Source organism: Myxococcus vastator (genome assembly GCF_010894475.1).
Classification (GTDB): Bacteria; Myxococcota; Myxococcia; order Myxococcales; family Myxococcaceae; genus Myxococcus; species Myxococcus vastator.
The window spans coordinates 1-18,324 of the sequence record NZ_JAAIYB010000142.1 but is presented as its reverse complement, the minus strand read 5'-3'; the positions used below and the strand labels follow the sequence as shown (position 1 = coordinate 18,324).

The following is an 18,324-nucleotide window of genomic DNA, read 5'->3' as shown; positions in this document are numbered from 1 at the left end:
CGCCCCAGCCGCTCGCCTGTCCCCTGTCCAGGAGGCCCTGGTGGCCATGGGCGCGGTGCCCGGGCAGGCCGCCCCCGCGCCGCGTGTTCCCGCTGCCGCCGCGGCGCCGTCCCGCCCGGCGGCCCCCGCGCGCCCCAGTGCATCGCCGGTGGAAGCCCTCTGCACGCAGATGCTGACCGAAGTCCGCGTCGCCGTCCGGGGCCGCTCGCTCGTCGAGCTGGCGGTCGCGCTCTCGGCGCCCGCGGAGCTCGCCCAGGAGGCGCTCACCCTGTTGTCCGCCCGGGGAGCGGTGATTCGAAGGGGGCACAAATACTTCGCCGCTTGAGGCAAGGTAGCCGTCCCGCACGTCTTTCGAAGGGTCGTCCATGGAAGCGCCGACGTACAGCTCCAAGCAGGTCGCCGAGATGCTCGGCGTGTCCCCGAAGCAGATTCCGGAGGAATCGCGGAAGGACGCCTACACGCCGGACGACATCTGGGACCTGCGCACCACGCTCGACCGTTTCCCGGCGCGGCTGGGCCACCGCCGCCAGCTCTTCCTGAACTTCAAGGGCGGCACCGGCAAGACGTCGCTGTCCACGTCCTACGCCTGGCGCCTGGCGGAGCTGGGCTACGCGGTGCTCCTCATCGACCTGGACAGCCAGGGCCACGCCACCAAGTGCCTGGGCTACGAAGGCGAGGACTTCGAGAAGACGCTGCTGGACGTGCTCGTCCGCAAGACGCCGTTGTCCAAGGTCATCCAGAAGTCCACGCTGCCCAACCTGGACTTCGTCCCGTCCAACCTGACCATGTCCACGGTGGACCTCGCGCTGATGCCCATGGCCGGCCGCGAGTTCAAGCTGCGCAACGCCCTCAAGGACGTGGAGGCCCAGTACGACGTCGTCGTCTTCGACGCGCCGCCGTCCTTCGGCCTGCTCAACCTCAACGCGCTGATGGCGGCGAACGACCTGTTCGTCCCCGTGCTCGCGGACTTCCTGTCCTTCCACGGCCTCAAGCTGCTGTTCGAAACGGTGCAGAGCCTGGAGGAGGACCTGAACCACGTGCTCGACCACGTCTTCATCGTGGTCAACTCCTTCAACGCCACCTTCAAGCTGGCGAAGGAGGCGCTGGAGGCGCTCCAGACGCACTATCCGGAGTTCCTGCTGCCCACCATCATCCGGCAGTGCACCAAGTTCGCGCAGGCCTCCAGCGAGGGTCGGCCGGTGTTCGTCGCGGACCCCTCGTCCAAGGGGGCCAACGACATCCAGGCCATGATTGACAACATCCTGCCCCGGCTGGTGGCCGCGGCAGCCGCCGCCCAGACGAAGGGCACCCAGCAGGCCGGCTGAGAACCATGAAGAAAGCCTTTGAACAGAACGTGTCCCGCGCCAAGCCGCGCCTCCGCCTGGGCGCGCTGACGGGCCTCGTCGACCCCGTCGAGCCCACGCCTTCCGAGCCCGAGGCCGAAGCGGCACCCGAGCCCGTCGCCGAGGCCCCCGACCTCTCCGCCGAGGTGCGCGCCCGCATCGAACGCGCCCGCACCCCGCGCCCCAGCGCCGCCCAGGCCATGGACGCCGCCCTGCGCGAGCCGGAGCAGGAGCCCGAGCAGGACACCGTCGCCTACGCCGCGCCCGAGCCGGACGAAGCGCCCGTCTACGAGGAGCCCCCGCCGGAGCCCGAGGCGGTCGCCGACGTGCCCGTGACGTACGGGGCTCCGCCGGAGGCCGAGGCGCTGCTCGACACCGAGCCGTCCACCGGGCCCGTCACCTTCGCCGCGCCGCCCCCGGCGCTGCACTTCGACGCCGTCAGTCCTCCTCCGGAGGCGCACCCCATGACGCAGGCCTCGGCTCCCGTATCCATGCCGCACGTCACCGCCACCGTCGCGGAGCCGGTGGCCCGTGTCGAAGCGCCGCCCACCGAGGTGGAGGTGCAGCGGCCGGCCCCGCCGCGCGAGGACGGGCAGGACTCCTCGGCCCGCCGTGAGCGGCTGAAGGCCCGGCTCAAGGCGGTGCGGGAGAATCCGCGCCCGGAGCCGCTGCCCGCCACCGTGGCGGAGGCGGGGCAGCGCGCCGTGGAGCGCATCACCCACCTCCAGGCGGAGCTGGTGAAGGTGAAGGCGCTCAACCTCTCCCTCACGCAGGACCTGGAGGTGTCGCGCCGTCAGGCGGAGAAGGCCACGGAGGAGGCCCGCCTGCGCATGGACGAGGCGCGCCGCCTGTCCTCGGAGATGGAGGGCCGGGTGAAGCTGCTGGCCGACCTGGAGCGCGAGCTGTCCGCGCTGGAGGGCGAGCGCGACGAGGCGCTGCTGTCGCTCCAGGAGACGCGGCAGGCGCTCCATGCCGCGGCCAAGGAGCGCGAGGCCCTGGAAGAAGAGGTCGCCCGCGGCAAGCAGGCCCTGGTGGACAGCCTGGCCGAGGAGGAGCGGCTCGCCGGTGAGCTGGAGTTCGCCAAGGACGAGTCCACGTCGCTGCACCGCGCGGTGGAAGCGCTCCAGGGAGAGCGCGACGTGCTGGCCCAGCAGGTGGCCTCGCTCACCGCCGAGCGCGCCGAGCTGCTGGAGGCGCGCAAGGCCCTGGAGTCGGTGCACCGGGCCCTGAGTCAGGCCACGGTGCGCTGAAGCCGCCCGGCTACTTCGTGAGCTTCGCCGCCCCGCGCACGGCGGCGAAGGCGGGGCTGAGCGGCGGCGAGCGGAGGCCCTCGGTGGCCAGTCCACTGAAGGTCCCGGCGGGCTGCTTCAGCGCCTGGACGTGCGCGAGGATGTTGCGCCGGCGCTCGTCCTTGCCCGGGTGGTTGGCGAAGGTGCTGCCCCCGTCCTTCGTCTTGGCCAGCAGGGCGAGGTAGTCGTCCGGCGTGTAGCCCGCGGACAGCATCAGCTCGACGGCGACCCGGTCCGCCTCCAGCTCCTGCTCCTTGGCGTGGCCCTTGTCGATGAGGTCGATGGTCTTCTCGCTCAGGTGGCCCAGCAGGCCCGGCTCCTTGTCCAAGTCCAAGGTCCCGTCGCCATCGCGGCCCGCGGAGAGCACCTTCACCGCGGTGGGGGAGAGCACGGCCTCGCCGTAGGTGACCAGCTCGCACGTCTTCACCTTCGCGTCGCCGTACTGGCGGATGGCGTGCTTGAGCGTGACGTGGGCGATTTCGTGCGCCAGCACGCCGGCCAGCTGGCCTTCGTTCTCCAGCCCCTGGAGCAGCTTCCGGGTGACGAAGACGTAGCCACCGGGCGCGGACATCGCGTTGAACTGGGACGCGTCCTGGAGCACGCCGAAGGTCCACTCGAGCGTGGGCCGCGCGGACTGCGCCGCCAGGTTCTTCCCCACGACGTTGATGTAGCGGTGCAGCGCGTCGCTGGAGCCGCTCAGCAGCAGCCCGTCGCCCCGTCGCACGAAGTTGATGGCCAGCGCTCCGCCCAGGGCGTACTCCTCCTGCACGCTGGGGTCGGCGCGCAGCTTCTGGCACGACCTGGCGTCCTCCGCCGCGGCGCTCAGCTTCCCCAGGAGGTTCCCACCCCGGGTGAGCGAGGACGCATTGAAGCCCTTGCAGGACGCCGTCATCGCGCCCAGTCCCACCAACGCGAGCACCTTCCAGCCCGTTCGCATCATCGCTTGCCGCTCCGCTTGTTCTTCCCGGCCTTCGCGACCGTGTCGCTGGCGCCCACCACCGGGAAGAGTCCCGCCGCTGTCACGTGCGCGGCGATGTCCGCCGTGGACACGGACTTCGCCAGCGTCTCCAGCGCCTGGATGTCCCGCACGGCCTTGCCGTGGTCTCCGCCCTTGTCCTTGCCGTACTGCTCCGCGCCGGGGCTGAGCGCCTTCACCGCGGCGCCGCTGGCGACGAACTTCTTCGGGTCCACCTGCCGGGTGCCCTTCCCCTGCGTCACCAGCTCCATGTTGGGCGGCGTGGTGGACAGGTTCGTCTGGAACACGAAGCCCTTCTTGCCGGTGGACGTCGTCACCTTGTGCCACTGCTTGTGCTTCGCGTCCGCGCCGCCCCACGTCACCTGCTCTCCGGGCTGGAGCACCGCCACGGCGTTGACCGAACCGGACGGGCTCGCCTGCACGCGCGTGTTCTTCGCCTTCACGTACAGCGGCTCGCCGACCTTCACGGCCGACGCCCCCGCCGGAATCGCCAGCGCCAGCAGGGCGGCGGTCCACGCCACCCGCGTCTTCATCCCCATGTCTCCCCGACTCCTTTCCGCACCGCTCATTTGTCCAGGTTCGCCACGCCGTCGAAGTCCGTCGGCGGCGCCTTCGCATATCGCTGACAGCGCTCCAACAGCGCCTGCGTGGGCCCGTCCTCCGGGTCCTCCGCGCGGCGCGCTTCCAGCACCGCTGCCGCTTCCTCGAACCGCGCCGCGCGGTAGAGCGCCAGCGCCGCGTGGTAGCGCGCCACCGTCTCCCGCTTGCGCGCGTCCAGCCCGCCCTTGAGCGCGAGCAGCTCGTACACGGTGACGGCCTCCGTCTTGCCCGCCACGCGCACCCGGTCCAGCTCCCGCACCTCGATGTGCTCGCGCGCCAGTTCGTACGTGCGCGGGCCAATCATGATGACGGAGCCATAGGCCTTGTTCGCGCCCTCCAGCCGCGCGGCCAGGTTCATCCCGTCGCCAATCGCGGTGTAGCTGAAGAGCTGCTCGCTGCCGAAGTTGCCCACGAAATTGACCGCGGTGTTCACGCCGATGCGCGTGTACATGTCCGGCAGCCCCTGGACGCGGAACTCGTCGCGCAGCCGGTCCACCGCCGCCTTCGCCGCGAGCGCGCCCTTGCAGCCGCGCAGCGCGTGGTCCACCTGTCGCATCGGCGCGCCGAAGAGACACACCACGGCGTCACCGATGTACTTGTCCAGGCACCCACCCTCCTTCAGCAGCGCCGCGCTCACCCGCGTCAGGTACGTGTTGAGCAGGCGCACCAGGTTGCGCGGGTCGTCCTTGAAGCGCTCGCTGAAGGTGGAGAAGCCCCGGATGTCGCTGAAGAAGGCGGTGATTTCGACATTCTCCCCATCCAGCCGAGGCAGCTCGCGCTGGGCAATCATCTGCTCCACCAGCTTGGGCTCCATGAAGCGGCTGAAGGCCTGCCGGATGAACGCCGTCTCCTCGTTGGCCACCAGGTGGTTGAAGGCCACCGCGCTGACGCTGGCCAGCACGCCCGCCAGCGCGGGCAGGGCGGTGAGCACGTAGGTGTTCGTCAGTCCGAGGACAGGGCCCGTCACCCAGCTCATGCCCGCGTAGAGCCCCAGCGGCCACGCAATCTCCAGCGGCGTCCAGCGCGTCGTCATCAGCAGCACCACCGACGCGAAGGCCACTCCGAAGACGAGCGCCAGGCTCACCCCCAGCGGCGCGCGGGTGATGAAGCGGCCGTTGCCCAGGAGCGTGTCCAGCACCGCCGCTTGTTTCACCACGCCGGGCTCATGCGACGAGAAGGACGTGGCCTTGACGTCGTTGAGCCCCACCGCGTTGCCGCCGATGACGACCACCTTGCCGCGAAAGACGTCCGGCGGCAGCCCCGTGGGCTGGCCCTGGCCCCGGTGCACCCACGCGTCGAGCACGGAGATGAGCGGGACGCTCGTGAAGCGGTCATGCAGCTGCCCACCGAAGTCGATGCCCGCGCTGCCATCCGCGTCCACGGCGTAGGTGCGCGAGCCCAGCCGCAGCGTGCGCCCGGCGAACTCGATGGCGCTGGCGCCCAGCAGGTCCGCCGCCACGCGCACGGGCAGCGTCGCGAAGGCATTGGGGCCATCCGAATAGACGAAGCGCGTGCGGCGCATGAAGCCGTCGGCGTCCGACTCCGGCTCCACCAACCCGAAGCCATCCACCGCGCCCACCAGCACGGGAATGGGCGGCACCGGGTGACTGGGGAGCCGCTCCCCCGAGGACGTCGCGTAATCCAGCGCGGGCAGCGTCCGGCCGTTCGCGCGCACCGGAAACGCGAGGGCCCGGGCCAGTTGCTCGGGGGCAACAGCGGGGAGGACCGCCTCCGGAGCGCCGTCCTCGAACGTCTCCGCGCCGGCTTCCTCCGGGAAGGCGTCCGCCGCCTGGATGGGGGTGTCCACCTCCACCACCGCCGCTCCGAAGTCCGCGGGGGGCAGCAGCGGCGCGTTCGCGTGGGTGGAGACCCCCAGGTAGAACGGTGTGGACGTCTCTTGGAGCACCTGCGCGAAGGTCAGGTCCATGGACTCGTCGGTGCCGCGCTCGTCCATGACGGCGTCGAACACGATGGCCCGGGCACCCTCGGCTTCCAGTTGCTCCACCACGCGCGCCCAGAGGTTGCGGCTGTAGGGCCAGCTCCCGAAGTTGAGCGCGTATTGCTCGTTGGCGCGGATGCGCTCCAGGCTCGGCTGGTCGATGGTGACCAGCACCACCTGGGATGACACCTCGCGCCGCTCGGTGAAGCGCGTGACGACGGTGTCGTAGGCGGAGCGCTCCGCTTCCTCCAGCAGGCCGCCCAGCTTCGCGTCGAAGTGAAGGCAGACGGCGGCCAGCGTGGTGGCCAGCACCGCCACGCCCAGCATCAGCCGCCAGTGGTTCTGCCACCGTGAACGGACCGTCTTCCAGCGCTCGCCTGCCACGTCCCCCTCTTGCGAAGCGTGCTGGAGTGAACACTACCCCAGCGGCGGGGGAGAAGGCAGTCACCTTGCGTCTTTCGGTGTCTCATCCGTGCATTCACGGTGAAACCTGAGTTTTCAAACAGCGTCCGTGGCAGGCATCCAGACGGGCCGTTGGAGCCTCTGACGTCACCCTTCCGAAAACCCGTGGACCGTTTGCCACCTGTCGGTGCCGTCCGGACCTTTGCACTCGGTTCGACACGGATTTTCGCAACCAAGGAGTCAGACGTGGCCCTGGATATCCTCCAAGAAAAAGGCGTCCCGCTCGACAAGCAGGTCTTCACCTGGAAGGACCTGGTCCGGCGCCCCTACAGCAAGCTGGATGACGACGCCTTCACCCGCGTGTGCGTCATCTACATGAACGGCATCATGGCGGACGCACTGCGGACCAAGCATGCCTTCGCGCGCATGAATCGCGAGCTGCGGGAGCCGCTGGCGATGATTCGCCGGCTGGAGCAGTACGAACAGACGCTCATCAACTGGCTCAACCCTCCTGACCAGACGCCGCTGGAGACCACCCTGGGCTTTGAGCAGGTGGCCATCGAGGTGACGGCCAGCGTGGCCCTGCGCGAGCCGGACCCCTACCTGGCCCAGACGTATCGGTTCGGTCTGCTCGAGGACTTCGACCACCTGTATCGCTACTCCGCGCTCTACGACCGGCTGGAGGGGAAGGACCCCAACACCATCACCCAGTCGTACACGGACATCATCCCCGGACGGCCCACCTCGGTGGAGCATCGCCATCCGGTGGATGACCTGCGCCGCCCCTACGACAAGCGCACGGCCCACCCGCTGACGAAGCTCCACGCGATGAGCATCACCGCGTCGGAGAATCAGACGCACGACTACTACATGACGGTGGGCCCCTTCTTCAGTGACCCGGTGGCGCGGCAGCTCTACGCGGAGATTGCCTCCATCGAGGAGCAGCACACCTCCATGTACGAGTCGCTGCTGGACCCGGGCGAGTCCATGCTGGAGCGGTGGCTGCTGCACGAGGCCATGGAGGTCTACAACTTCTACTCGTGCGTGGCCTTCGAGAAGAACCCGCGCATCAAGGAGATATGGCAGCGCTTCCTGGACTACGAGCTGGGCCAGCTCCACTACGTGAAGGAAATCTTCCAGCGCGTGGAGAAGCGTGACGCGGCGGAGGTGCTCCCCAGCACGCTGCCGGAGCCCATCGGCTTCAAGGAACACCGCGACTTCGTTCGCAAGACACTGAATCAGGAGGAGGACATGGCCTCCAACGGGCAGGACTACGTGCGGATGGCGGACCTGCCACGCGACCACCGCTCGTACATCTGGCGCGACCAGCTCAACTCCGACGGCTCACCGTCCGAGACAGTGGCCGCTGGCTACAAATGGATTCCGGGCACGGAGCTCGCCGCGCGCACGCCGCGCATGGGCTCCACGTTCGAGGGAAAGAAGGTTCACTGACATGAAGACGACCACCAGCGACATGGGGCGCAACCGGACGGGCGTGGCCACCTCGCCCATCGACAGCGCGGACATCATCCAGGAGGCGGAGAAGCACCAGCCCAGCCACCTGGGAGACGGCTCGCTCCTCCTCCAGGTCCGGCAACTCTACGCGCGGGAATCCGAAGGCCTGGGCAGCGTGCCTCCGCCGGCCAGCCTCAAGGGCGTGGCGAAGACGGCGGTGGATGCGCTCAAGGGCTCCAAGCCCACCGTCTTCATCGACAAGCTGGGAGAGCGGCTGGCCTTCGAGCGCAGCGGCACCCGGCTCTATGAAGGCGCGCTCGCCAAGTTCGACGTCTACGGCGGCTGGGAAGGCGGGCCCACGCGTGAGGGCCTGGAGAAAATCTACAACGACGAGCTGTCCCACTTCCTCATGCTCACCGAGGCCCTGAAGTCCCTGGGCGCGGACCCCACGGCGGTGACGCCCAGCGCGGAAGTCACGGCGGTGGTGTCCCAGGGGCTCCCGATGCTCATCGCGGACCCGCGAGCCAACCTGCGCCAGTCCCTGGAAGCGCTGCTGGTGGCGGAGCTGACGGACAACGCCTGCTGGGAGATGCTCATCGAGCTGGCCCGCGACCTGGGCCATGACACGCTGGCGGACCGCTTCCAGCTCGCGCTGGATTCGGAGGGGCAGCACCTCCTCTGGGTGCGTGGCTGGCTGGCCGCGGGCGTGAGCGAGGAGGCGCGCGGGGCGCCTGCCGGTGAGAAGCGCGCGGGCACGCAGCCGCGGGTGTGACCCACGCTCAGAACGCCGAGCCCGGCTCCTGGAGGAAGACGGATTCCTCCGGAGTCGTCGGCCGGCCCAGCGTCACGTTGCGATGCGGGAAGCGGCCGAAGCGCTGGATGATGTCCCGGTGCTGCCGGGCGTAGTCGAGCGCTTCCTGGCTGTCCGCGTGGTACAGCGCGAGCACCTCGAAGAGGGCCACGGACAGCCGCTGGTCGTTGACGGACTCGCTGTGCTCGAAGGGCAGATACATGAACCACCGCCACAGCGGCGGCAGGGACATGTCCAGGCCGCGCGCCAATCCGTGCCGGGCCACCTCGCGCGCTCGCGCGTCCGAAGCGAAGGCCTTGGGCGTGCCGCGGAAGAGATTGCGCGGGAACTGGTCCAACAGCAGGAGCAGGGCCACGCAGCTGCGAGGCTCGTTCCGCCAGTCGTCCAGGTCGCCCTCGGCGGCGCGCTCGACGGCGGGCAGGAAGCGGCGCCGGCATTCATCATCGAAGTCTTCGTCTCGCAGGAACCACCGCTCGCGTGGCTGCCCGAACCAGAAGCCCAGGATTTCCTCTGCGCTCGCCATGAGACGCCTCTTCGTCAACAAGGGGGAATCCGCCTTGTACACCGGCGCCAGCCGGGGTGGCGGCCAGGGGCCTCCGGTACCACCTTCCATCCGACACTGGCGGGTGCTCCGCCAAGGGAGGACGCGGATGGACTGGACGCTGGAGCCGACGACACGAAGCATGCCTGACCCGGTGCTGCGCACGGCGCTCAACCCCACGCTGCGCAAGGAGTCCGTGGTGGCGCTGGGCATCTTCGGCGCCCTGACGTTCGGCGCGGCGGCCCTGGGCGCTCGCGTCAGCTCGGCGGACACGCGCTGGTACCGGCGTCTGCGCAAGCCCGGGTTCCAGCCGCCACCGAAGGTCTTCGGCCCGGTGTGGACGGTGCTGTATGGCCTCATCGCCCTGTCGGGTTGGCGTGTCTGGACGGCGCCCGCGGGCGCGGCCCGCTCCCAGGCCCTGGGCTGGTGGGGCATCCAGCTGGGATGCAACGCCGCCTGGTCCTGGCTCTTCTTCGGCAGGCATCAGCCTCGCCGCGCCCTGGCGGACAACCTGGCGCTGCTGGGCAGCGTGACGGCGTATGTCGCCGTCACCAAGGACGTGGACCGCCCCGCGGCCTGGATGGTGATGCCGTACCTGGGCTGGGTGGGCTTCGCCAACGTGCTCAACGCCGAAATCGTCCGCCTCAATCCCTGAACCCCGGACCCGCCCTAGTTGCGCAGCTTCGACGGCATGGGCGGGTTCATCGCCAGCACGGTGGCGAAGTAGCGGGCCTGGCTCTCCGTGGTGCAGCGCACCTCCTGGATGCGTCCGCCCACCTTCACGCGGACGAGCCAGCCTTCATTGTCACGAGTCCAAGCAGGCGTGTCGGTCATCATGGTCAGCCTCCCTCGAAGTCCATCCTCCGCCTTTCGCTAGAGCAGCCGCCATGCCAGCGCTGAAAGCGTGCGAATCCAGGCGCTTCCCCTGGCCTGCTGGCCAATGGAAGACACCCACACCTGTCATTTTTGCGGAAGGCGGGGTGGCGGAGTTTCAGTGGATGAGCTGTCCGGGTTCCTCGACGTCCGGCTGCGCGGGGGTGCCCGCCATCAACGGCAGGGCGACGTGGAAGGTGGAGCCATGGCCCGGCTCGCTCTCCACCCAGATGCGCCCACCGTGACGCTCGACGATGTCCCGGCTGATGTAGAGCCCCAGCCCCAGGCCGCCGAAGGAGCGGGCGGAGGCGTTGCGCGCCCGGAAGTACCGGTCGAAGAGCAGCTTCTGCTGGTCCTCGGGGATGCCGATGCCTTCGTCGGAGACGGACAGGAGCGCCAGCCCGCCGCGCTGGCGCAGGCTCACGCGGACGGTGCCTCCATTCGGGCTGTACTTGAACGCGTTCTCCACCAGGTTGGCGAGCACCTGCTCCATCCGGAAGGGGTCCACGTTCACCTGCACGGGCTGCTCGGGCGCATCGAACCGCACGGTGTGGTCGCCGCGCTGGGGCTCGAGCGCATGGAGGACGTGCTCCACCAGGCCTTCCAGCCGGGTGGCCTCCCGGTGCAGAGCCAGCCGCCCCGCCTCGATGCGTGAGGCATCCAGCAAGTCGTTGATGAGGCTGGTGATGCGCAAGAGGTGGTGGCGCGCCTGGCGCAGGGTGGAGGGCTCCACGCGCTCGCCGCGCGCCAGTCGGCGCTCCAGCGTGGCCAGCCGGAGGCTCAGCGGGGTGAGGGGCGTCTTCAGCTCGTGCGAGGCGATGGACAGGAAGTCGTCGCGCACGCGGATGGCTTCCTGGGCCTCGCGGTACAGGCGCTCACGCTCGCTGTCCGCGCGGCGGCGCTCGGTGATGTCCTCGACGATGCCAATGCCGCCCTCCACCTGTCCGGCCGCGTTGAAGCACGGGGCGAAGCGGACGTGGACCGGCGTCTTCTTGCCGGAGGTGATGGCGCGGTACTCGCCTTCGTAGTCGCAGGTATGTCCCGCCAGCGTCTCCCGGACGCAGTGGAGGATGCGCTCATCCCGGAGCGACAGCATGTTGAGGCCCACCAACAGGCGCTTGGGCGAGCCGATGATGCTCACGAACAGCTCGTTGCACGCGATGACGACGGCGCTCCGGTCGAAGTAGATGATGCCCAGGGGCGCGTTCTCCACGACGGTGCGGAAGAGCGCGTCGCCGGGAACGCTCTCCGACTCGCGTCCGTGCAGCGCGCGCTCCACGGGCTCGGCCAGGATGTCGACGACCTCATGCAGGCGGCGGAAGGTGAGGGCGATGTGCTCATCGCGGCCCTTGCCGGAGGCGCCCACCGTCAGCTCCACCATGATTTCGGCGCCGTCCTTGCGACGCGCGAGCACCCGGGTCGCTCGACCTCCGAGCGCGGTCCGCCGGGAGAGCAGGTGGCGCAGCAGGCTCTCGCCTTCATGGTGGTGCAGCCGCTGGGGAAAGAGCCGGGATGCCGGCTGGCCGATGAGCTCATCCCGCGTCCACCCCAGCAGGCGCTCCGCGGCGGCGTTGAGGAATCGGATGTGCTCACCGGCGTCGCAGGCCACGAAGGGGTCCACGGCGGCCTCCAGCCACGCGCTGAGCTCGTCGATGCCTGAGGCCATGCTCTCCCTCGGAAACGCGCTGGCCGTCGTGCCAGCGTCCCGGGACATGGGCGCTCGAAACGCCTCGACGCGGAATGCGGAGGGCGTGTCCCTTTCTATACAAGTAGGCATTGGCGGCACAGCCCGCGCCTCCCACGTCGGGGGTCGGCGTGCGGACGCCAGGTTCGACGGGCAGGCGAGCGGGCGGGCCCCTGGCTAGCGACGCGTGGCCTTGCGTGTCCGGCCGCTGGCCTTGCGAGCGACGGGTTTCGCGCGCGTCGTGGCCTGCTTTCGCGCGGGCTTCGCGCCACCCCGCGGCGGCTCGGGTGGCTTCAGCGCGAGCCCTTCCAGCCGCTCGCGCAGGGCCCGCGTCTCCTCCTTGAGGCGGTCCACCTCTTCGCGCAGCGACGCCACCTCGCGGGCCTGCGGTTCACCTTCGCGCAGGAAGCGCACCGTCTCCCGCGCCGCGCGCCGGGCGACGGCGTCCAGCAGCGGCGTCTGCTCCAGCGCCGGTACCAGCCGCGAATCTCCCAGGTTGCGCGCCGCCTCGAAGACGCCCATGCGCACGCGGAAGAGCGGGTCGCGGAGCAGCTCCGCGAGCAGGTCCACGGCCTCGCGCTTTCGCCCCGCGACCTCCGCCAGCTTCGCCACCGCGAGCGTGGCGGCGCGGCGCAGCGGCGCCGCGTGGCCGTAGGCGGTGCGCGCCTGCACCACGGAGAAGGCCGCCGGGTCCTGAGACTCGGCGAGCCCCTCCACCGCGCCCACGGCGATGACGTCCTGGTACGACGGCCGGGTGCTCGCGGCCTCCAGGACGCCCAACGCGTCCGGCGCGCGCACGCGGCCATAGCTGCGGGCGGCCTCCGCCTCCACGAAGTAGCTGGCGTCACCGCCGTTCACCAGGGCGCGCAGGCGGGCTGCCACCTCCGCGTCGCGGCGGAACTCGCCCAGCGCGGCCACCACGGCGCGGCGCACGCGGGGATGTTCGGTGGACAGCGCGGCCAGGAGGCGCGCGCGGGCCTCGGGGGTGCGGATGCGGCCCAGGGACTTCGCGCACGCGGCGCGGGTGCCCCAGAACAGCCGCGCGTCCGCCAGCGCCGTGCCCAGCGCGTCCACTGCGCGGGGGCTGCCGTCGCGTCCCAGCGCCACGGCGGCCTCGGTGCGCGCGCGCATCTCCGGCGCGGCGCGCAGCTCCTCCAGCCAAAGGCCCGCGGACTTGTCCACCGCCAGCGTGCCGAGCACCCCGCGCCGAGGGTCCACCCGCACCTGCGAGGGCGCGCTGGCGCAGGGCAGGTGGAACGCGTGCTCCGCGTCCGTCACCTCCAGCCGATGGACGGTGTCGCGGCCGTCCACGGTGAGCGCCACCTCCAGCGGCAGCCGGAAGAGGGGCACGCCGTCCGCCGTGGACTGCGTCTGGCGCACCTGGAGGCGCAGCCGTGCTTCCTCGGCGTCATAGCGGACGTCGACCTTCAGCTCGGGGTGGCCGGGCGCGAAGACGTACTGGTCGAAGAAGGCGTCCAGGTTGTGGCCGGTGGCGTCCTCGAAGGCGCGGGCCAGGTCCACCGTCTCCACGGAGCCGTGGCGGTGTCGCGCGACGTAGTGGCGCAGGCCCTTGAAGAACAGGTCGTCACCCAGGCGGCGGCGCAGCTCGTGGAGGACCAGCCCGCCCTTCTCGTAGAGGTGCCGGTCGAAGACATCCATGGGGGCGTGGAAGCGCCGCGCGACCATGGGACGGGCATAGCGCTCACGCACCTCGGCCAGGTAGGCCTCCAAATCCACGAGCCGGTGCTGGTCGGCCTCGTCCTGCCCGTCGGCGCGCTCCTTCCAGAGCAACTCGAACCAGGTGGCGAAGCCCTCGTTGAGCCAGCCGTGGGGCCAGTCTCGGCAGGTGAGCAAATCACCGAACCACTGGTGGGCCAGCTCGTGGGAGATGAGCGGCTCGGCGTTGTAGTCCGGCTGGGCGCGCGCGTCGTGGAGGACGGTGTCGGTGAGGCTGGTGGCGGAGGTGTTCTCCATGCCGCCCAGGATGAACTCGGTGACGAAGACCTGGGCGTAGCTGCTCCAGGGGTAGGGCTCGCCGGTGACTTCCTGGAAGACGCGCACCATCTCCGGCGTGCGGCGCACGCAGCGCAGCGCGTCCTCCTTGCGGCCCTTGGGGAAGAGGTAGCGCAGGGGCACCGTGCCCGCGGTGTCGGTGGCCTCCTCGAATTCACCCACCACGAGCGTGACGAGGTACGGCGCGTGCGGCTGCGCCATCCGGTAGTGCTGGGTGCGGCGCCCGTCGTGGACGCGGTCGCTCTCCAACGTGCCGTTGGACAGGGACGTCATCGCCTCGGGGAAGGTGGCGATGACCTCGGACGTGGCCTTCTGGGCGGGCGTGTCCAGGCAGGGGAACCAGGCACGCGCGTCGATGTCCTGACCCTGCGTCCAGGCCTGACGGAGACGGTGGGGATAGGCGGCGTCCGGCGCCCAGAAGTAGAGGCCACGGCGAGGCTGGGCCGTGTAGCGGATGGCCACCTCGCAGGCCTGTCCGGCGGCGAGCGGCGCTGGCAGCTCCACGCGGACATGGGCGCCGGAGTTGGAGAAGCGCGCGGCGCGGCCGTCGACCCGCACGTCCGACACGTTGAGGTCCACCGCGTCGAAGGTGACGGTGTGGACGGGACGGACGGCGGAGACGCGGGTGGTGCACAGGCCCTTGATGCGGTGGGCGTCGAAGTCGAGGTCGACCTCGATGCGGACGTGCTCGGCGCGAACCGGCCGCTCGGCGGCGTAGTGCTCGGTGGCGCCAGGGAGGGAGAACGGGCGGGGGCCGGAGGGGATGGACTCGGAGGCGTGACGGTGGCAGCAGCGCATGGGCACCGGGGACTCTTCCGCAAGCCCGCGCCACCGTCGAGGAGGAGTGCACCGGGGGGCCGACGAGCGTCGTGTATCGACGAAGTCATGAAGATGACGCCAGGGCCGCGCTCCGCCCCACTGGGGCGTTCACGACATGCACCTGAACCCACGCGGGACGGCGTTGACCGGGTAGGCTCTGGCCACCGTGCAGTGGGTCCTCTTCTTCTCCGACAGGCAGGTGCGTGAGCAGCTCTTCTCCCGGGTGGATTCGACCCGTGGGCTGTTGCTGGTGACAGGGGTCCGGCACGGCGCGGCCATGCGTCCTCCGGAGGGGCGCGAGCCCTTCGCCACGCTGGAGCGGCTCCACGGTGACGTGCTGTCGCAGGTGCTGGTGGCCGACGAGGGCACCACGGATGGCATGTGGAGAGACCCGCTGGGAGACCTGGGGGACCGGCTCCACCCCGACAGCCGGGATGACGCGTACGCGGCGGCCACGGGCTACCTGCTGCTGCGGGACGCCCGTCCGGCGGCGGTGGTGCGCAAGCAGGGCACGCCCTTCGAGGACCTCTGGTTCCTGCAAGAGGCCCTGAGCAGGCTCACCGCGCGCGTGCCCCCACCGGACCCGGCCCAGCGGCCGGGACGTCGCCGCGCGGAGCCCGCGCCCCGCTCACCGCCCAGGCCCGCCAGCGGCACGAACGCCCGCGCCACGGGCCCACGGGAGCGGACCGCCTGGGACGATGAGACCACGCCGCCTCGAGGGACGCGCGCGCCTCCGCCCGAGCCACCGAAGAAGGACCCGTGGACGGTGCTGGGCCTCGTGCCCGGGACGCCCCTGGATGAGGCGCGCAAGGCCTTCCGGGCGCTCGTGGTGCAGTACCACCCGGACAAGGTGGCGCACCTGGCGCCGGAGTTCCACGCGCTCGCCGAGCTGCGCACGCGAGAGCTCCTGGACGCGTGGGCCGAGGTGGAGCGGGCACTGTCCGAAGGGACGTGAGCCCGCCACTACAGCGGCATCGAGCCCGGCGGGGGTGTGATGAGCGTCCTGCCGCTCTCCAAGGCGAAGCGCGCGACGATGGGCATGTGGTCGGACAGCCCGTGGAAGCGGCTGTGGAGGTCCCCGAAAGGCGACGTCTCCTGCGTGTCGAGCCAGCGCACGCCGGCGCCGGAGAACACGTGGTCCAGGTGCATCCGCATGTGCATGAAGCCGGCGGTGGGAAAGCCGCGCGACACGTTCGGGTCAATCTGCCCCACGGCGGCCTGTGCGCAGGTGAGCCGGCCGTCGGTGGTGAGGTAGCGATACACGGGCGACGCGGGCGGTGAGTTGAAGTCGCCGCACACGATGGAGGGCTCGTCACCGGTGAGCCCGTGCATGAAGTCCGTCAGCTTGCGGGCCTCGTGGAGTTGGTTGACGCCGCAGCCCATCTTGTCGCGCGTGGCCCAGAACTCACGGGCGAAGGGCGTGGGCAGGCTGAGGTGGGTGTTGAAGATGTGGAAGGGGTGCCCGTCCTCGCGGCGCAGCAGGCGCATGTGCGCGCAGATGCGGCTCTGCTTCCGGTCCTTGAGCCGCTGGACGTGGTGGTGGGTGATGGCCTGGGGCGCGTCCACGTTGTGCGTGGCCACCTCCAGCTTGCGCGTGTTCACCAGCACCGCCAGGCCGGTGGTGTAGAGGGACACCTCGCCGAGCTTGTAGTGGTGGGCGCGGAAGTAGAAGGCCTCGTAGGGCATCTCCCGTCCCAACATGTCGAACGTCTCCACCATCCGGCCCATGAAGGCGGTGAGCTGCGTCTCGCCCGGCTGCTTGGGCCGGTCGACGATGTTGCTGCGCAGCGAGGACGTCTCCACCTCCTGCAGGCAGACGATATCTGGCAGCGGGTCCAGTGACGCCAACGCCGCGGCGACCCGTCGCTTCGGGCCCACGGTGCTCGCCAGGCCGCGGAGCATGTGGCCGAAGTAGCGGACGTTGTAGGTGACGATTCGCAGCGGGGATGGACTCATGGGCAGCGTGAAGGCTCCCTCCGGTGGGCCTTGGGACGAAACTACTAACCGCCAAGCGCTCTGGCTCGGGGCGGCGTCAGGCGGCCGACACTTCGGGGGCCTGCCTGCCCGGCCGTACTGTTCGTGCGGGGAAACGAGGACGCGGCGCCGAGATGCACCTCACCTGGCAACGACTGGAGCCAGATTCCAGCCGCTTTGTGGTTTTCTACTGAAGGCTCCGGGCCCACGAGGGGGGACGGCGCTCGGCGACCTGTGCCGGGTCATCAGCGGTGTAACCGAAGGAGGGCTGTTCATGCGGGGATACACGTGGGGAGTGGCAATCGCATCCATGGTGGGGCTCATGGGGTGCGGCGAGGACAACACGTACGTCTACGACGTGACGCTGGATGAAGCGGCCCTGAGCAACGTCCCGATTGAATGCTTCAGGCAGGCCGTCCCGGAAGAGCGGACTGTTGAAGGACTGGAGGCGCAGCAGCGGTGGCGTTTTCAGCGAGGCGAAGGGGAAGTGGAATCGATGTCGCTGGAGATTCCCGATGTCGAAATCTCCACCCGGGGTATCGGGTCGTTTGTCATCGACCGTCAGGATGACGCGCCAGACGTCATTCCCGGGGCGGCTGCCGCAGGTGGGGGATTTCAATTCGTCTACCTCACGGAAGGCTTCGACATGATGGGGCACCCGGGGACAGATCAGGCTTTCACCATCGTCATCGAGACCAAGACCCTGGATGACACCATTCAGGGATTCATGTGGGTTCGAAGCATGCTCAAGTTTCGAGCATGGAATACGAGTCCTCAGTGCGCCATCACCATCCCGTTCACGGGCAAGCGCGTGACGGAGTAGGCTCCTCCGCTCGTGCCACAGTGGCGCGAGCCCTGTGACGGAAGGAGCGGAGACCGATGCGTGGAGACCAGTGGAGCGCCATGGCCGCCGTGGTGGTGGCGCTCACGGGATGTGGCGAGGACGACACGTACCTCTACGACGTGACGCTGGACACGGAGACGCTGGCCAACGTGCCCACGGAGTGCTCCGAGTACGTCCAACCGGCCCAGGGGCCCGCGGTGGGCCTCGAGGCGCAGCAGCGGTGGACCATCCGGAAGGGTGAGCTGGACTCGATGTTCCTCGAGGTCCCCGACATCGACTTCCAGACGCCGAACAACGCCTACGTCATCAACGGCGATGGCGCGCCGGACGTCCTCATGGGCTCGGTGGGCGCGGACGGCGGCTACCACTTCCTCCACATCCAGACGCGCCTGGAGGAGGAGCACGAGCTGTCCGCCCTGGGCAACGAGCACGCGTTCCGCATCGCCATCGACACCAAGAAGCTGGAAGACACCATCCAGGGCACCCTCTGGGTCCGCAACGAACACGTCGAGCGAGACCCCGTCACCGGCTCCACGGTGGCCTCCGGCTGCGCCTCCGCCGTCCGCTTCACCGGCCGCCGGGTGACGGAGTAGCGCGCTTCAGCCGCACCACCGTGTCCAGCAGGTGCTCCAGCGCCGCCTGGGGCTCGGTGCACAGCCCGGAGTGCACCGGCCCCGTCTGGATGATGGTGCTGCGCGGCGCCACCACCCAGTGCCAGCGCTCCTTCTGGGACAGCCGGCCAATGGGCCCCGAGCCCTTCC

Annotated in this window: 17 protein-coding genes and 1 pseudogene; 9 read left to right on the top strand and 9 right to left on the bottom strand. The window is 69.9% G+C overall.

Annotation, left to right across the window (positions count from 1 at the left end; all coding sequences use genetic code 11):
• The 3 genes and pseudogenes from G4D87_RS16170 to G4D87_RS16160 form a co-directional block, all read left to right on the top strand.
• Positions 1 to 325 (top strand): annotated as a pseudogene (locus G4D87_RS16170) (HEAT repeat domain-containing protein); the annotation flags it as partial.
• A 40-nt stretch (positions 326 to 365) separates the two neighbouring features.
• A complete protein-coding gene (locus G4D87_RS16165; protein WP_163782968.1) occupies positions 366 to 1,325 on the top strand; it encodes a ParA family protein in 960 nt (319 codons plus the stop codon).
• Positions 1,326 to 1,330: 5 nt separating this feature from the next.
• Positions 1,331 to 2,593, top strand: coding sequence for an extensin-like protein (locus tag G4D87_RS16160; protein WP_163782967.1), 1,263 nt, complete (start codon positions 1,331 to 1,333; stop codon positions 2,591 to 2,593).
• A 10-nt stretch (positions 2,594 to 2,603) separates the two neighbouring features.
• On the opposite strand, the gene G4D87_RS16155 is transcribed toward G4D87_RS16160, so the two are convergent.
• The 3 genes from G4D87_RS16155 to G4D87_RS16145 are packed head-to-tail and all read right to left on the bottom strand — an operon-like array spanning position 2,604 to position 6,531.
• Positions 2,604 to 3,572, bottom strand: a complete 969-nt coding sequence (locus tag G4D87_RS16155) for a M48 family metalloprotease (RefSeq protein ID WP_163782966.1) — start codon at positions 3,570 to 3,572, stop codon at positions 2,604 to 2,606.
• Positions 3,569 to 4,147: an SH3 domain-containing protein gene (locus tag G4D87_RS16150; protein WP_240358322.1), complete on the bottom strand. Its 579-nt coding sequence runs from the start codon at positions 4,145 to 4,147 to the stop codon at positions 3,569 to 3,571. The genes G4D87_RS16155 and G4D87_RS16150 overlap by 4 nt, the downstream gene beginning before the upstream one ends.
• A 26-nt stretch (positions 4,148 to 4,173) precedes the next feature.
• Positions 4,174 to 6,531 carry a CHASE2 domain-containing protein gene (locus tag G4D87_RS16145; protein ID WP_163782964.1) on the bottom strand — a complete coding sequence of 786 codons (2,358 nt, stop codon included), beginning with the start codon at positions 6,529 to 6,531 and terminating at the stop codon, positions 4,174 to 4,176.
• A 264-nt stretch (positions 6,532 to 6,795) separates the two neighbouring features.
• Here G4D87_RS16145 and G4D87_RS16140 point away from each other — a divergent pair, with 264 nt between their 5' ends.
• Positions 6,796 to 8,001: a hypothetical protein gene (locus G4D87_RS16140; protein WP_163782963.1), complete on the top strand. Its 1,206-nt coding sequence runs from the start codon at positions 6,796 to 6,798 to the stop codon at positions 7,999 to 8,001.
• Position 8,002: 1 nt separating this feature from the next.
• Positions 8,003 to 8,776, top strand: a complete 774-nt coding sequence (locus G4D87_RS16135; RefSeq protein ID WP_163782962.1) for a ferritin-like domain-containing protein — start codon at positions 8,003 to 8,005, stop codon at positions 8,774 to 8,776.
• A gap of 7 nt (positions 8,777 to 8,783) precedes the next feature.
• Here the strand turns inward: G4D87_RS16135 and G4D87_RS16130 are convergent, their stop codons facing one another.
• Positions 8,784 to 9,338: a DUF924 family protein gene (locus tag G4D87_RS16130; RefSeq protein ID WP_163782961.1), complete on the bottom strand. Its 555-nt coding sequence runs from the start codon at positions 9,336 to 9,338 to the stop codon at positions 8,784 to 8,786.
• 160 nt (positions 9,339 to 9,498) lie between these two features.
• On the opposite strand from G4D87_RS16130, the gene G4D87_RS16125 reads away from it, so the two are divergent.
• Positions 9,499 to 10,011, top strand: a complete 513-nt coding sequence (locus G4D87_RS16125; protein ID WP_240358321.1) for a TspO/MBR family protein — start codon at positions 9,499 to 9,501, stop codon at positions 10,009 to 10,011.
• Between the two features lie 14 nt (positions 10,012 to 10,025).
• Here G4D87_RS16125 and G4D87_RS16120 read toward each other — a convergent pair whose 3' ends face one another.
• From G4D87_RS16120 to G4D87_RS16110, 3 genes are all read right to left on the bottom strand, one after another.
• A complete protein-coding gene (locus tag G4D87_RS16120) occupies positions 10,026 to 10,193 on the bottom strand; it encodes a hypothetical protein (protein ID WP_163782960.1) in 168 nt (55 codons plus the stop codon).
• A 154-nt stretch (positions 10,194 to 10,347) separates the two neighbouring features.
• Positions 10,348 to 11,895 (bottom strand): PAS domain-containing sensor histidine kinase, encoded by a 1,548-nt coding sequence (locus G4D87_RS16115; protein WP_205507605.1) that lies wholly within the window; start codon positions 11,893 to 11,895, stop codon positions 10,348 to 10,350.
• A gap of 195 nt (positions 11,896 to 12,090) precedes the next feature.
• Positions 12,091 to 14,724 carry a M1 family aminopeptidase gene (locus tag G4D87_RS16110; protein WP_205507604.1) on the bottom strand — a complete coding sequence of 878 codons (2,634 nt, stop codon included), beginning with the start codon at positions 14,722 to 14,724 and terminating at the stop codon, positions 12,091 to 12,093.
• 187 nt (positions 14,725 to 14,911) lie between these two features.
• Here G4D87_RS16110 and G4D87_RS16105 point away from each other — a divergent pair, with 187 nt between their 5' ends.
• Positions 14,912 to 15,700, top strand: coding sequence for a J domain-containing protein (locus G4D87_RS16105; protein WP_163782957.1), 789 nt, complete (start codon positions 14,912 to 14,914; stop codon positions 15,698 to 15,700).
• Between the two features lie 8 nt (positions 15,701 to 15,708).
• Here the strand turns inward: G4D87_RS16105 and G4D87_RS16100 are convergent, their stop codons facing one another.
• A complete protein-coding gene (locus G4D87_RS16100; RefSeq protein ID WP_163782956.1) occupies positions 15,709 to 16,701 on the bottom strand; it encodes an endonuclease/exonuclease/phosphatase family protein in 993 nt (330 codons plus the stop codon).
• A gap of 292 nt (positions 16,702 to 16,993) precedes the next feature.
• Here G4D87_RS16100 and G4D87_RS16095 point away from each other — a divergent pair, with 292 nt between their 5' ends.
• Complete coding sequence (locus tag G4D87_RS16095; RefSeq protein WP_163782955.1) at positions 16,994 to 17,542, top strand: hypothetical protein; 549 nt, start codon at positions 16,994 to 16,996, stop codon at positions 17,540 to 17,542.
• A 56-nt stretch (positions 17,543 to 17,598) separates the two neighbouring features.
• Positions 17,599 to 18,156 (top strand): hypothetical protein, encoded by a 558-nt coding sequence (locus G4D87_RS16090; RefSeq protein WP_163782954.1) that lies wholly within the window; start codon positions 17,599 to 17,601, stop codon positions 18,154 to 18,156.
• Here G4D87_RS16090 and G4D87_RS16085 read toward each other — a convergent pair.
• A partial coding sequence (locus tag G4D87_RS16085) for a DUF3037 domain-containing protein (RefSeq protein WP_163782953.1) occupies positions 18,131 to 18,324 on the bottom strand: 194 nt, incomplete at its 5' end. The genes G4D87_RS16090 and G4D87_RS16085 overlap by 26 nt on opposite strands.